This is a genomic window from Paenimyroides tangerinum, from assembly GCF_003865405.1.
Classification (GTDB): Bacteria; Bacteroidota; Bacteroidia; order Flavobacteriales; family Flavobacteriaceae; genus Flavobacterium; species Flavobacterium tangerinum.
Genome location: NZ_RQVQ01000008.1, coordinates 29,868 through 42,353 on the forward strand (window position 1 = coordinate 29,868; position 12,486 = coordinate 42,353).

General features: G+C 30.8%; 13 protein-coding genes. 6 read left to right on the top strand and 7 right to left on the bottom strand.

The window, feature by feature from the left end:
• Positions 1 to 6: 6 nt before the first annotated feature.
• Positions 7 to 1,299 carry a tyrosine--tRNA ligase gene (gene tyrS / locus EG240_RS04645; protein ID WP_125017935.1) on the bottom strand — a complete coding sequence of 431 codons (1,293 nt, stop codon included), beginning with the start codon at positions 1,297 to 1,299 and terminating at the stop codon, positions 7 to 9.
• 97 nt (positions 1,300 to 1,396) lie between these two features.
• Here tyrS and EG240_RS04650 point away from each other — a divergent pair, with 97 nt between their 5' ends.
• Both EG240_RS04650 and EG240_RS04655 read left to right on the top strand, forming a co-directional pair.
• Complete coding sequence (locus EG240_RS04650; protein WP_125017937.1) at positions 1,397 to 2,005, top strand: hypothetical protein; 609 nt, start codon at positions 1,397 to 1,399, stop codon at positions 2,003 to 2,005.
• Positions 2,006 to 2,053: 48 nt separating this feature from the next.
• Positions 2,054 to 3,052 (top strand): NAD-dependent epimerase/dehydratase family protein, encoded by a 999-nt coding sequence (locus EG240_RS04655; protein WP_125017939.1) that lies wholly within the window; start codon positions 2,054 to 2,056, stop codon positions 3,050 to 3,052.
• Here EG240_RS04655 and EG240_RS04660 read toward each other — a convergent pair.
• From EG240_RS04660 to EG240_RS04670, 3 genes are read right to left on the bottom strand one after another with little or no spacing between them, the layout of a single operon-like run.
• Positions 3,033 to 3,434 carry a DUF4296 domain-containing protein gene (locus EG240_RS04660; RefSeq protein WP_158611985.1) on the bottom strand — a complete coding sequence of 134 codons (402 nt, stop codon included), beginning with the start codon at positions 3,432 to 3,434 and terminating at the stop codon, positions 3,033 to 3,035. The genes EG240_RS04655 and EG240_RS04660 overlap by 20 nt on opposite strands.
• Before the next feature lies 1 nt (position 3,435).
• Complete coding sequence (locus EG240_RS04665) at positions 3,436 to 4,773, bottom strand: dihydroorotase (RefSeq protein ID WP_125017943.1); 1,338 nt, start codon at positions 4,771 to 4,773, stop codon at positions 3,436 to 3,438.
• The gene (locus EG240_RS04670; protein ID WP_125017945.1) at positions 4,774 to 5,496 is read right to left on the bottom strand and encodes a polyprenol monophosphomannose synthase; all 723 of its coding nucleotides are present in this window, start codon (positions 5,494 to 5,496) and stop codon (positions 4,774 to 4,776) included.
• Between the two features lie 103 nt (positions 5,497 to 5,599).
• On the opposite strand from EG240_RS04670, the gene EG240_RS04675 reads away from it, so the two are divergent.
• Both EG240_RS04675 and EG240_RS04680 read left to right on the top strand, forming a co-directional pair.
• Positions 5,600 to 6,268 (top strand): DUF4271 domain-containing protein, encoded by a 669-nt coding sequence (locus tag EG240_RS04675; protein ID WP_162497956.1) that lies wholly within the window; start codon positions 5,600 to 5,602, stop codon positions 6,266 to 6,268.
• Positions 6,269 to 6,280: 12 nt separating this feature from the next.
• A complete protein-coding gene (locus EG240_RS04680; protein ID WP_125017947.1) occupies positions 6,281 to 7,024 on the top strand; it encodes a uroporphyrinogen-III synthase in 744 nt (247 codons plus the stop codon).
• Positions 7,025 to 7,110: 86 nt separating this feature from the next.
• Here the strand turns inward: EG240_RS04680 and pckA are convergent, their stop codons facing one another.
• Positions 7,111 to 8,724: a phosphoenolpyruvate carboxykinase (ATP) gene (pckA, locus tag EG240_RS04685; protein WP_125017949.1), complete on the bottom strand. Its 1,614-nt coding sequence runs from the start codon at positions 8,722 to 8,724 to the stop codon at positions 7,111 to 7,113.
• A gap of 63 nt (positions 8,725 to 8,787) precedes the next feature.
• Entirely contained in the window at positions 8,788 to 9,180 is a 393-nt protein-coding gene (locus EG240_RS04690; RefSeq protein WP_125017951.1) for a DUF423 domain-containing protein, read from the bottom strand.
• A 128-nt stretch (positions 9,181 to 9,308) separates the two neighbouring features.
• Here EG240_RS04690 and EG240_RS04695 point away from each other — a divergent pair, with 128 nt between their 5' ends.
• Positions 9,309 to 10,664 carry a saccharopine dehydrogenase family protein gene (locus tag EG240_RS04695; protein WP_125017952.1) on the top strand — a complete coding sequence of 452 codons (1,356 nt, stop codon included), beginning with the start codon at positions 9,309 to 9,311 and terminating at the stop codon, positions 10,662 to 10,664.
• Between the two features lie 157 nt (positions 10,665 to 10,821).
• Positions 10,822 to 11,025, top strand: a complete 204-nt coding sequence (locus EG240_RS04700) for a hypothetical protein (RefSeq protein ID WP_125017954.1) — start codon at positions 10,822 to 10,824, stop codon at positions 11,023 to 11,025.
• A 49-nt stretch (positions 11,026 to 11,074) separates the two neighbouring features.
• Here the strand turns inward: EG240_RS04700 and EG240_RS04705 are convergent, their stop codons facing one another.
• Complete coding sequence (locus EG240_RS04705; protein ID WP_125017956.1) at positions 11,075 to 12,436, bottom strand: TlpA family protein disulfide reductase; 1,362 nt, start codon at positions 12,434 to 12,436, stop codon at positions 11,075 to 11,077.
• Positions 12,437 to 12,486 lie beyond the last annotated feature (50 nt).

Consider the following 12,486-nt stretch of genomic DNA (forward strand, 5'->3'; position numbering starts at 1 on the left):
TATAAATTAAACGAAACGTAATACAAAATAGTTTTTCTTTCCTTTTTGTAATAAAACAAATTCATTATTAATTAAATCGTTTGTTGTTAAAGTAAATCCTTCTTGAACTTTTTCACGGTTTACAGAAATTGAATTTTCTGTTAATGAACGACGCGCTTCTCCGTTTGATTTCATAAAGCCTGATTTTTCATTTAAAACCGTAACAATATCCAAACCGGCTTCCAAATCTGCTTTTGTAATTTCAGCTTGAGGAACTCCATCAAACACATCTAAAAACGTTTTAGAATCTAATTGTTTTAAATCATCAGTCGATGCATTTCCGAATAAAATTCCTGAAGCTTTAACAGCGTTTTCGAAATCTTCACGAGAATGAACCATAACCGTAATTTCTTCAGCTAATTTCTTTTGTAAAGCACGTAAATGTGGAGCTTCTTGATGTTCAATAGTTAACTTTTCGATTTCTTCTTTAGATAAGAATGTAAAAATCTTAATGTATTTCTCTGCATCAACATCTGAAGTATTTAACCAATATTGGTAGAATTTGTATGGAGAAGTTCTTTCTGCATCTAACCAAATGTTACCACCTTCCGATTTTCCGAATTTTGTACCGTCAGCTTTTGTAATTAATGGACAAGTTAAAGCAAATGCTTTACCAGATTCCATTCTACGAACTAATTCAGTTCCGGTAGTAATATTACCCCATTGATCTGAACCTCCCATTTGTAAAGTACACGATTTATCTTTATATAAATGTAAGAAATCGTAACCTTGAATTAGTTGGTATGTAAATTCTGTAAACGACATTCCGTCCTGTGCTTCACCGTTTAAACGTTTTTTCACAGAATCTTTTGCCATCATATAATTTACTGTTATATGTTTTCCGACAGTTCTAATAAATTCTAAGAATGAAAATTCTTTCATCCAATCGTAGTTATTTACAAGTTCAGCAGCATTTTGTACATCAGACTCAAAATCTAAGAAACGAGACAATTGTTCTTTAATCGCATTTTGATTGTGACGTAAAGCAGCTTCGTCTAACAAATTACGCTCTGTTGATTTCCCTGATGGATCACCAATCATACCAGTTGCCCCACCAATTAACGCTAAAGGTTTGTGCCCAGCGATCTGAAAATGTTTTAATAACATCACACCTACTAAGTGTCCAATATGCAATGAATCCGCTGTTGGGTCAATTCCCACATACGCAACACGCATCTGCTCCATCAAATGTTCTTCTGTGCCTGGCATTACGTCGTGGAGCATACCTCTCCAAGTCACTTCTTCAATAAAATTTTTCATATTGTAAATTATTTTATGCAAATATAACCGAAAATAAAAAAGCATAAAAAGATTATGTGTATTTTAGGCAAAGAAAAAAAACTTAAAAAGCAACACTTTGAAAAACATAAAATACGCAATCTTAATTTCATTCCTTGGTTTAAATTCTTGTAAAGAACCATTAGCGAACTTTACCGAACCACAACCGAGTGAAAAGAAAAACATCTCACAATTTCCAAAAAAATTTTTAGGAAATTATTCAAATCCGGAATTGGGTTATAAACTGACTATTGAAAATGAAATGATTATTCGAACTTTTTCAAATACAGATACAGTTTCTTTGAACGAGCTAAACAGTACAGATAAAGAAAACATAACCATTTTAAACCAACTTTCAGACACACTTTACATTGCAGAGTTTAACATTAAGGATACACTTTTTAGTTTAAAGAATGGTGATGTTTTAAGAAAATTAAATCAAAATTATTTTCTGAATGTAAAAAACTCAGACGAAAATTGGAATGTTTCAAAAATAAATTTCAAACGAAACTATTTATCTTTAAGCGAAATAGCAAATGAATCTGAAATTGAATTATTGAACGAAATCACCAATCAAACAGCGACAGATTCGATTTATCCAAAAACCTATAATCTAAACAAAAAACAGTTTAAAGAATTTGTAAAGAAAAACGGATTTACTGAAAACGAGATTTACATCAAACAATAAAATCGTTAAACTCAATTATTTTAAATTCCAAAAATCTAAATTTGCATTATGATATTAGTTACAGGCGGAACCGGTTTAGTTGGCGCACATTTATTATTGCGTTTGGTTGAGAAGAACAATCAAGTTAGAGCTATTTACAGAAACGAGAAAAACATTTACAAAACAGAAAACTTATTCAAACTGATGAATAAGTTAGATTTGTTTTCTCAAATTGAATGGCTTGAAGCTGATATAAATGACATCCCTGCATTAGAAGAAGCTTTTATTGATATCAAAGAAGTTTATCATTGTGCAGCAATGGTAACTTTCACAAGCTCTGAAAACGAGAAAATGCAAAAAATCAATATTGAAGGAACTGCAAATATGGTTAATCTTTCTTTGGTTTTTGGTGTTGAAAAATTCTGTCATATCAGTTCAATTGCAACTTTAGATGAAACAATTATTGGAACGAATTTAATTGACGAAACCAGCAATTGGAATCCGAATGGAAATCACAGCGATTATGCTATTTCTAAATTTGGCGCTGAGACCGAAGTTTGGCGTGCTGCACAAGAAGGACTAAATGTGGTTATTGTAAATCCGGGAGTTATTTTTGGAATTGGATTTCCAGATCAAGGTTCAGGAGAAATCATCACAAAAATGAAAAGTGGATTTCCTTTTTATACCGATGGAAAAACCGGAATTGTTTCTGTAAATGATCTAGTTAATTGCATGATTGAATTAATGAAAAATAATATTTTTAATCAACGGTTTATAATCGTTTCAGAAAATATTTCCTACAAAGATCTTTTTGAGAAAATCTGTGAATTATTAAACAAAAAAACAAATTTCTTAGAAGCAAAAAAATGGATGTTAGCAATTGCATGGCGAATGGATTGGTTGTTAACCGCAATCATTCCAAATAAAAAAAGAAGCCTAACAAGAGATCTTGCCACAGCTTCTTTTACTAAAGATTTATATAAAAATGATTTGATAAAACAAACCTTGAATTTTGAGTTTGAATCTTCTGATAAATTCCTAAAAGAGATTATTTCAAAATCGATTTAAATTTACTAATCTTAATAATTTGGTTATTGGTAATTGTATCACGAGGATCTTCAGGTAAACCTTCGAAATATTTGATTCTATCTTGCAATCGATTATTAATTGAATCATAAATTTCCGCATAGATTTCTGGATGCTGAATGTAATAATTATTCAACTCAACGAAGGACAAACTATCTAAATTATATTTACCTAAAACATTCTGAGGTAATACAGTTTTAAAAATTGAATCTTGTGAATAGTTTGAACGTGATGCCGTAAGCAAAGACAATTCAAACATTAAATTTGTCATCTCGTCTTTTTCCAAAAACTTTTCAGGTTTTTCGATTTTTTTACTGCATCCAAACAATGAAAGTAAAAACAGAAATATAGTTATCTTTTTCATTTTATCTATTAAATAATAAACGCTGTCCGAATTTTCCATCAGAAATTACGCCGTTTTTCATTGCAAAATTTCCATTTACAATCGTTGAATCAACTTTTGAAGAAAATGTTTTACCTTCAAAAGGGGACCATCCACATTTAGCAACTACATTTTCTTTTGTAACTTCCCAAGGATCATTTAAATCAACAATCGCTAAATCTGCAAAATAACCTTCTTTAATAAAACCACGCTCTTCGATTTTGAAAAGTTTTGCAGGATTATGAGCCATTTTTTCAACCACTTTCTCGATTGAAATTTTACCTTCTTTCACAAATTCTAACATCGCAACTAAACTATGCTGAACTAAAGGTCCACCTGATGGAGCTTCTGAATATTTTTTTGATTTCTCTTCAATTGTATGTGGAGCGTGATCAGTTGCAATTACATCGATACGATCATCAAGTAAAGCTTCCCAAATTTTTTCACGGTCAGAAGCTGATTTTACAGCAGGATTCCATTTGATAAAATTTCCTTTAGTTAAATAATCTTCATCAGAAAAAGTCAAATGATGCACACAAACTTCTGCAGTAATCATTTTTTCTTCAAGCGGAATATCATTTCTAAACAAATCCGTTTCGATTCCAGTACTCAAATGAAAAACATGTAAACGAGCTCCCGTTTTTTTAGCTAATTCAATTGCTTTTGAAGAAGATTTATAACAAGCTTCAGCACTACGAATTACGGGATGTTGCGTAACCGGAATATCATCACCAAATTGTTCTTTAGCTTTCTCTAAATTTTCACGAATCGTTTGCTCATCTTCACAATGTACAGCGATCAACATTTTAGTAGAAGAAAAAATCTTTTCTAAAACATCTTGATTATCTACCAACATGTTCCCAGTTGAAGAACCTAAAAACAATTTAATTCCAGCAACATTTCTTGGATTTGTTTTAAGAACTTCCTCTAAATTATCATTAGTTCCGCCCATCATAAATGAATAATTGGCATGAGAAGTTTGACTTGCAATCGAATATTTTTCTTCTAAAATTTCTTGAGTAACCGCATTCGGAACCGTATTTGGTTGTTCGATAAACGATGTTGTTCCTCCAGCAATTGCGGCTCTAGATTCTGAATTGATATTTCCTTTATGCGTTAAACCAGGTTCTCTAAAATGAACTTGATCATCAATTACTCCAGGAAGAATTACTTTATTTGTTGCATCAAAAACTTCGCAATCTGCAATCGAATCAATGTTATCCGAAATTTTAGAAATTCGCCCGTTCTCTATTAAAATATCACTTTTAAAAACAGAACCTTCATTAACAATCGTTCCGTTTTTTATTAAAATTGATTTCATTTATATTTTGTTTAGTAGTTTTTTAAATCTTAATTGTAGTACACCAAAAACAGCTTCTTTAAAAATACCTTTAGACATTTTCGATTCTCCTTTTGTTCGGTCTGTAAAAATAATTGGAACTTCTTCGATTTTAAATTGTTTGCAATAAGCACGATATTTCATTTCGATTTGAAATGCATAACCAACAAATTTGATTTTCTTTAAATCGATTTGCTCTAAAACATTTCGTTTGTAACAAACAAAACCAGCAGTCGTATCTTGGATATTCATTCCTGTAATAAATCGTACGTAAACTGAAGCAAAATAAGACATCAAAACGCGACTTAACGGCCAGTTTACAACATTCACTCCAGTCACATATCTAGAACCAATGGAAACATCTGCCCCATTTTGACAAGCTTCCAACAAACGAAGTAAATCATTTGGATTATGAGAAAAATCGGCATCCATTTCAAAAATATAATCGTACTTTTTTTCAATCGCCCAATAAAAACCGTGAACATAAGCAGTACCTAAACCATTTTTTTTCAGACGTTTCTCTAGAAAAATACGATTCGGATAAATGGTAGCAAACTTCAAAACCTGTTCAGCTGTTCCGTCAGGAGAATTATCGTCAACCACTAAAATATCAAACGAAATTGGCAAACTCAAAACCGCCAATAAAATGTCCGATATATTTTCAATCTCGTTATAAGTTGGAATTACAACAATATTTCTACTCATTTAATATCATATTTACATGCAAAAATAAACTTTTATTACAACTAAATCTTAATATCAATGCAATAAAAACTTGTCTAATAAATTATTAACTTTACATCGAATTATGAATATAGATTTTATACCAAGGTTAACGAGCTCTGGAGATTGGGCAACCTTACTTTTCATTTTAACATTTGTACTTTTGACTGTAAACAGAAATGTGTTTGCAATGCGTTTTAATGATTATATCCGATTGATATATTCGGATAAATACTTGAAAATCTACAAGGATTCAAGCAACCTAAAAAGCTGGTTTACGATTTCTCTGTTTTTTATTCAACTGATATCCTTTTCCTTTTTTATACATATAACCTTAAGCTATCTAGATTACAGTAATATAAATTCTTTTATTGACTTTTTGAAAATATTTAATTTTTTAACCTTTTTCATAGTTGGAAAATATTTAATAGAAAAAATTATAGCTAACTTTTTCAATATTAATGAATTTACAGATCAATATAATTTAATAAAAGTTAATTACAGAACATATCTAGGTTTGTTAATCCTACCTGTATCAATGTTTCTTTTTTACACAAAAACACAAGAAATATACATCATTTACGTTGTTTTATCTATTATTTTACTAACAAACCTAATAATGTACAGTGTTATTTTAAAGAATCATCAAAAATTAATACTAAAACATATTTTGTATTTTATTTTGTATCTTTGCACTTTAGAAATAGCTCCGTATTTATTAATTTATAAATTACTAGCTACTTCAAAGTTTTAAAGAATTTTTATCATGAAAGTGAAAACAATTTTGGTTTCTCAACCAGAGCCTAAAGTAGAAAACTCTCCATACTTTGACATACAACAAAAGTATAAAGTTAAAATCGACTTTAGACCATTCATTCACGTTGAAGGCGCAACAGCAAAAGAAGTTCGTCAACAGAAAATTGACTTAAATAATTACACATCGATTATTTTAACTAGTAAAAATTCTGTCGATCATTTTTTTAGAGTTGCAGAAGAAATGCGTTATAAAGTTCCTGAAACTCTGAAATATTTTTGCCAATCAGAAGCAATTGCTTATTATTTACAAAAATACGTTGTTTACAGAAAACGCAAAATTTATGTTGGAATGAAAGATTTTAAAGATTTATCACCTTTAATTAAAAAATTCAAAGATGACAAATTTTTATTACCAGCTTCTGACAAATTAAATGACGATGTACCTCAAACATTAAACGAACTTAATGTTGATTGGAAACAAGGAGTATTTTTCAGAACTGCAATGAGCGACTTATCTGATTTAAGAGATGTTAAATATGATGTTTTAGCATTTTTTAGCCCAACAGGAATCAACTCTCTTTTCATGAATTTCCCTGATTTTGAACAAAACGAAACTCGAATTGCAGTTTTTGGTAGTACAACACAAAAAGAAGCTTTAGACCACAACCTTAGAGTTGATATCATGGCACCAAGTGCCGAATCACCTTCTATGACAATGGCATTAGATAAATATTTAGCCAAAGTAAATAAATAAAAAAATCGCTCTTAATATTTTAAGAGCGATTTTTTATTTTCTAAACAAGAAAAAAGCCAATCAAAAAAATTCGATTGGCTTTTATTTTATAATTTAGGACCTGCCTCAACTAAAGCTTTACCTTCTTCGTTATCTGTATATTGAACAAAGTTTTTAATAAAACGTTCTGCTAAATCTTTTGCTTTAACTTCCCATTCAGTAGCTTCAGCATAAGTATTTCTAGGATCTAAAATATTAGTACCAACACCTTCTAAATTTGTTGGAACTGCAAAATTGAAAATTGGAATTATAGTTGTTTCAGCTTTTTCCATTGAACCATCTAAAATACGATCGATAATAGCACGTGTATCTTTAATAGAAATACGTTTTCCTGTACCGTTCCATCCTGTATTTACCATATAAGCCGTAGCTTTATGCTCTTCCATTTTCTTAACTAATTCTTGACCGTATTGTGTTGGATGAAGAGATAAGAATGCTTTTCCGAAACAAGCTGAGAAAGTTGGTTCTGGTTGAGTTACTCCTCTTTCAGTTCCAGCTAATTTTGCTGTAAATCCAGAAAGAAAATAATATTTAGTTTGTTCTGGTGTTAAGATAGAAACTGGAGGCATAACTCCAAAAGCATCAGCAGTTAAGAAAATAACTTTTGTCGCATGACCTGCTTTGGAAACTGGCTTAACAATATTTTCGATATGTTCGATTGGATATGAAACACGTGTATTTTGTGTTACAGAACCGTCTTTAAAATCAATTTTTCCATTTTCATCTAAAGTAACGTTTTCTAACAAAGCATTTTTCTTGATAGCACCAAAAATATCTGGCTCGTTTTCTTTACATAAATCAATGGTTTTAGCATAACAACCTCCTTCGAAATTGAAAACACCATCATTATCCCATCCGTGTTCATCATCACCGATTAATTCACGTTTTGGGTCTGTAGATAAAGTTGTTTTTCCTGTTCCTGACAATCCGAAGAAAACAGCAACATCTCCATCTTTACCTTTATTTGCAGAACAGTGCATTGAAGCCATTCCTTTTAAAGGTAAATAGTAGTTCATCATAGAGAACAAACCTTTTTTCATCTCACCGCCGTACCAAGTACCACCGATTAATTGCATTTTCTCAGTTAAGTTGAAAGCAACGTAAACTTCTGAATTTAATCCGTGAGCTGCATAATCTTTGAAAGAAGTTTTCGATGCGTTAATAACAACGAAATCAGGCTCTCCAAAGTTTTCTAATTCAGCTTCTGTTGGACGAATAAACATATTTTTTACAAAATGTGCTTGCCAAGCCACTTCCATAACGAAACGAACTTTTAAACGAGTATCCTCGTTTGCTCCACAAAATGCATCAACAACGTAAAGTTTTTTACCTGATAATTCTTTAACTGCGTTTTCTTTTAATGCATCCCAAGTATTTTGAGAAATTGGCTTATTATCGTTAACCGCTTTTTCAGAAGTCCACCAAACGGTATTTTCTGTAACAGCATCTTTAACGATGTATTTATCTTTAGGTGAACGACCAGTAAAAACACCAGTCATAACATTCACTGCTCCTAATTCAGAAACTTGACCTTTTTCATATCCCACTAAACCATCTGCTGTTTCTGCTTCAAATAATTCGTCATAAGTAGGATTGTAGATTATTTCTTCTACATCAGTAATTCCGTATTTATCTAAAGATAATGTATTTAAAACATTCATATCTATAATTATGTGTTGTGTTATTTTGCTACAAACTTATGAATTTATTTAAATAAATTTATATTAATTATTATTTTTTTGTTTTCCAACACAAAAAGCCACATAAATCCAACTTATCATAATTAAAAGGCCTCCAATCGGAGTAATCGGACCTAAAAATTTAAAATTGATTCCAGATAATTCTTGTGTAGCCAAAAGATAGATTGAACCTGAAAAAAACAACACTCCAATAGATAAAATAATTGTAGTTATTTTCTTTGCTTTATCCGTTAAAAAATTGGTTGTTGCTACAAATAACAAAAACAAAGCTTGATACATTTGATATCGAACTCCCGTTTCAAAAGAAGTTAATTGTTGTTCTGATAAAACTGCTTTTAAAGCATGAGCTCCAAAAGCACCTAAAATAATTGAAATTAATCCAAATACAATTGCGATTCTAATAAGCTTGATACTCATCGTTGATTTTTTTTGTAAATATAACTATTTCAAACAGCAAGAGAATTAAAAATAACGTAAAAAACACCCCTATTAAATATAAAATTCCTATTTTAGCAACCCAAAACCAAACAAACTATAAAATCATAATGAAAAACATACTTATAATTGGCGCAGGGCGCTCGGCCACTGCATTAATTAAATACCTACTTGATCATTCTGAAACAGAAAACTTAAAACTAACTGTTGCTGATTTAAATATTGAGCTTGCTAAAAAAAGCACTTTGAATCATCCGAATGCAACAGCAATTTCATTAAATATTAGCGACGAAATCGAAAGAAGAAATGCAATCGAAAAAGCTGATATTGTAATTTCCATGTTGCCTGCTTTTATGCATATTGAAGTTGCAAAAGATTGTATTACTTTCAAGAAAAATTTAGTTACTGCTTCATACATCAGTAACGAAATGCGTGAACTTGACGAAGAAGTTAAAAACGCAGGTTTGATTTTCATGAACGAATGTGGACTGGACCCAGGAATCGACCATATGAGCGCAATGAAAGTTCTTGACAAGATTCGAGAAGAAGGTGGAAAACCAATTCATTTCGAATCGTTTTGCGGTGGATTAGTAGCTCCTGAGTCTGATAACAATTTATGGAATTATAAATTTACATGGAATCCAAGAAATGTTGTTCTTGCTGGACAAGGTGGAGCCGCAAAATTTTTACAACAAGGATCATTTAAATACATTCCGTACCAACGTATTTTCCGTAGAACAGAATTTCTAGATATTGAAGGTTACGGACGTTTTGAAGCTTATGCAAACAGAGATTCATTAAGCTACAGAAAAGTTTATGGTTTAGAAAACGCACATACTATTTATCGAGGAACCATTCGAAGAGTTGGATATTCTAGAGCTTGGAATTTATTTGTTCAATTAGGATTGACAGATGACACTTATCAAATTGAAGGTTCAGAAAACATGACCAATCGTGAATTCATCAACTCCTTTTTATATTATCATCCAACGGATTCTGTCGAAGTTAAATTCCGTTTGACTTTAAGTATTCCTCAAGATGATTTAATTTGGGATAAATTGGTTGAATTAGATTTATTTAATGATACGAATAAAATCGGTTTAGTAAATGCAACTCCGGCTCAAATTCTTGAGAAAATTTTGGCAGACAAATGGACCCTTGAACCAGATGATAAAGATATGATTGTTATGTATCATAAATTTGGATATGTAATGAATGGTTCAGCAAAACAAATTGATGCAACAATGGTTTGTATTGGAGAAAATCAAGTACAAACAGCGATGGCAAAAACAGTTGGTTTACCAGTTGCAATTGCTACTTTATTAATCTTAAACAATAAAATTTCTACAAAAGGTGTGATTATGCCAATTGAAAAAGAAGTTTACAATCCGATATTAGATGAACTTGAAAAATATGGAATCATCTTTAAAGAAATTGAAGTTCCGTATGAAGGCGAAATAATGTAAAGTAAAAATCCCAATTCGATTTGAATTGGTTTTTTTTTTGAAAAGAAACTCCCTAAGCAAATTGAAACAGAAAAACCCCTGAAATCAGCTATTTGCAATTATTTTGATTTTAATAATTTGTACAATTAAGAAATTTAATAAATCAAAAAAAATAGTTATGAGAAAAATTGGTTCTTATTTAATGATTTTAGGCGCTATAACCATTGTAATGAGATTTGCGAATTACGTACCTCGAATTCTTACATGGATTTACAATTGGGGCGAAAACACAGCTTGGGGAATTAAGATTGGTATCGTTGTTGTTGGAGCAATTTTATATTTTGCAGGAGGTAAAAAAAGTAATACTTCTACTGAAGCCTAACTAAATAAAAACTCCCGATTTGTTTGAATCGGGAATTTATATTAGGTTATTAAATCTTCAATTCATCAAACAATTTAATCAACGCTTCATCAGATGGTCGTGGTGCATCGCCTGAAATGATATTTCCATCAGGTCCAATCAAAATAAATCTTGGAATTCCTTCGATAACATAATCTTGTACAAATTGAGATTGCCAAGAATTATCAGCATACAATTGCGTTCCAACTAATTGTTTATCTGTCACAAATTTTTTCCATTTGTCATAATCTTTTTTGTCATCAACAGAAATGCTCACAAATTCGATATTTTTTCCGTGATATTTTTTCTCAACTTCTTTCAAAGCAGGAATTTCTGCAATACAAGGTCCGCACCAAGTTGCCCAAACATCTACATAAACATATTTTCCTTTTAAATCGTCCAAAGAAGTTGTTCCGCCTTTGTGATTTTCATAATTAAATTTTGGAGAAGGTTTTCCTTTTGTAACCAACTTCAATTTATTGTATTTTTCGGTCAAATCCTTTTTGAAAGTTTCGTCCGTAGAAAGTGATAAAAACGCATTATACATTCCGTCTAAGTTTTCACTTGACAATGAAACATAATAACTTGATTTTTCTACCAAATCATTTTTAATGTTTTCGCTCTTAATTGTTTTCAATTTCGAAATCAAAACATCTTCATTTTTTCCACCTTTGTCAACTTCATCCTGAACTGATTCATCAAAATTAAATTGAACTAAATCACGGTAAGCCGAAGAGAAATTATAATCTTCTGCGTTATCGTAATTGATATTCGCATCAACTTTAGGGAACGATTCAGAAACTACAAAACTTTCATTTTCTGTTACATATCCGTGATATACTGGATAAGTTTGCAACAACGAAGCTTTACCATAATCGATATTTTTCGTTTCTAAATTTTTAAAATTCTTTGATTTGAAAGTTGAAGTGTTAAGTAAATCGGTAGATTTCTTGGTTACATCATTAACCTTATCTAAATACGATTTTTCATCTAAAGCATATAAATCTTGACGCTTAGTTCCTAAAACTTCTTTACGAATAGCTCTTTTCTTAACAATATATCCATTTTCTGCAGCTAAATCTCCAGTAAACGTTATTGCATCTGGATTTTCAATATCAAGAACAAAATTCAAAGTTTGATTAGGTTCTAAATAAATGGATTGATTTGCACCTTGAATTTGATACGTTCCACTGTAAGGCAAACTCAAAGTATCTGTAAAAGTTCCATCCTGATTTAATGTAATTTCCTTTTCGAAAGCATTTCCTGTAATAGAAAATTTTCCATCAGTAGCTCCAGTTACGGTTCCGGAAATTATGGTTTGTTCTGTAGTTTTAGAATCTTTTTCACATGCGAACAATCCTAAAACAAAAATGAAGGCGATTATTTTTTTCATATTTTTAAAATTTTAAATGAATTTACGAAAATACATCAACAATAAATAAC

What these genes read in the sequence shown, in the direction of transcription:
- EG240_RS04660 (WP_158611985.1), bottom strand. Translation starts at nt 3,434, where the DNA reads ATGAAAAAGATAACTATATTTCTGTTTTTACTTTCATTGTTTGGATGC.
- EG240_RS04670 (WP_125017945.1), bottom strand. Translation starts at nt 5,496, where the DNA reads ATGAGTAGAAATATTGTTGTAATTCCAACTTATAACGAGATTGAAAAT.
- EG240_RS04700 (WP_125017954.1), top strand. Translation starts at nt 10,822, where the DNA reads ATGAGAAAAATTGGTTCTTATTTAATGATTTTAGGCGCTATAACCATT.
- EG240_RS04695 (WP_125017952.1), top strand. Translation starts at nt 9,309, where the DNA reads ATGAAAAACATACTTATAATTGGCGCAGGGCGCTCGGCCACTGCATTA.
- EG240_RS04680 (WP_125017947.1), top strand. Translation starts at nt 6,281, where the DNA reads ATGAAAGTGAAAACAATTTTGGTTTCTCAACCAGAGCCTAAAGTAGAA.
- EG240_RS04690 (WP_125017951.1), bottom strand. Translation starts at nt 9,180, where the DNA reads ATGAGTATCAAGCTTATTAGAATCGCAATTGTATTTGGATTAATTTCA.
- EG240_RS04705 (WP_125017956.1), bottom strand. Translation starts at nt 12,436, where the DNA reads ATGAAAAAAATAATCGCCTTCATTTTTGTTTTAGGATTGTTCGCATGT.
- tyrS (WP_125017935.1), bottom strand. Translation starts at nt 1,299, where the DNA reads ATGAAAAATTTTATTGAAGAAGTGACTTGGAGAGGTATGCTCCACGAC.
- EG240_RS04675 (WP_162497956.1), top strand. Translation starts at nt 5,600, where the DNA reads ATGAATATAGATTTTATACCAAGGTTAACGAGCTCTGGAGATTGGGCA.
- EG240_RS04655 (WP_125017939.1), top strand. Translation starts at nt 2,054, where the DNA reads ATGATATTAGTTACAGGCGGAACCGGTTTAGTTGGCGCACATTTATTA.
- EG240_RS04665 (WP_125017943.1), bottom strand. Translation starts at nt 4,773, where the DNA reads ATGAAATCAATTTTAATAAAAAACGGAACGATTGTTAATGAAGGTTCT.
- pckA (WP_125017949.1), bottom strand. Translation starts at nt 8,724, where the DNA reads ATGAATGTTTTAAATACATTATCTTTAGATAAATACGGAATTACTGAT.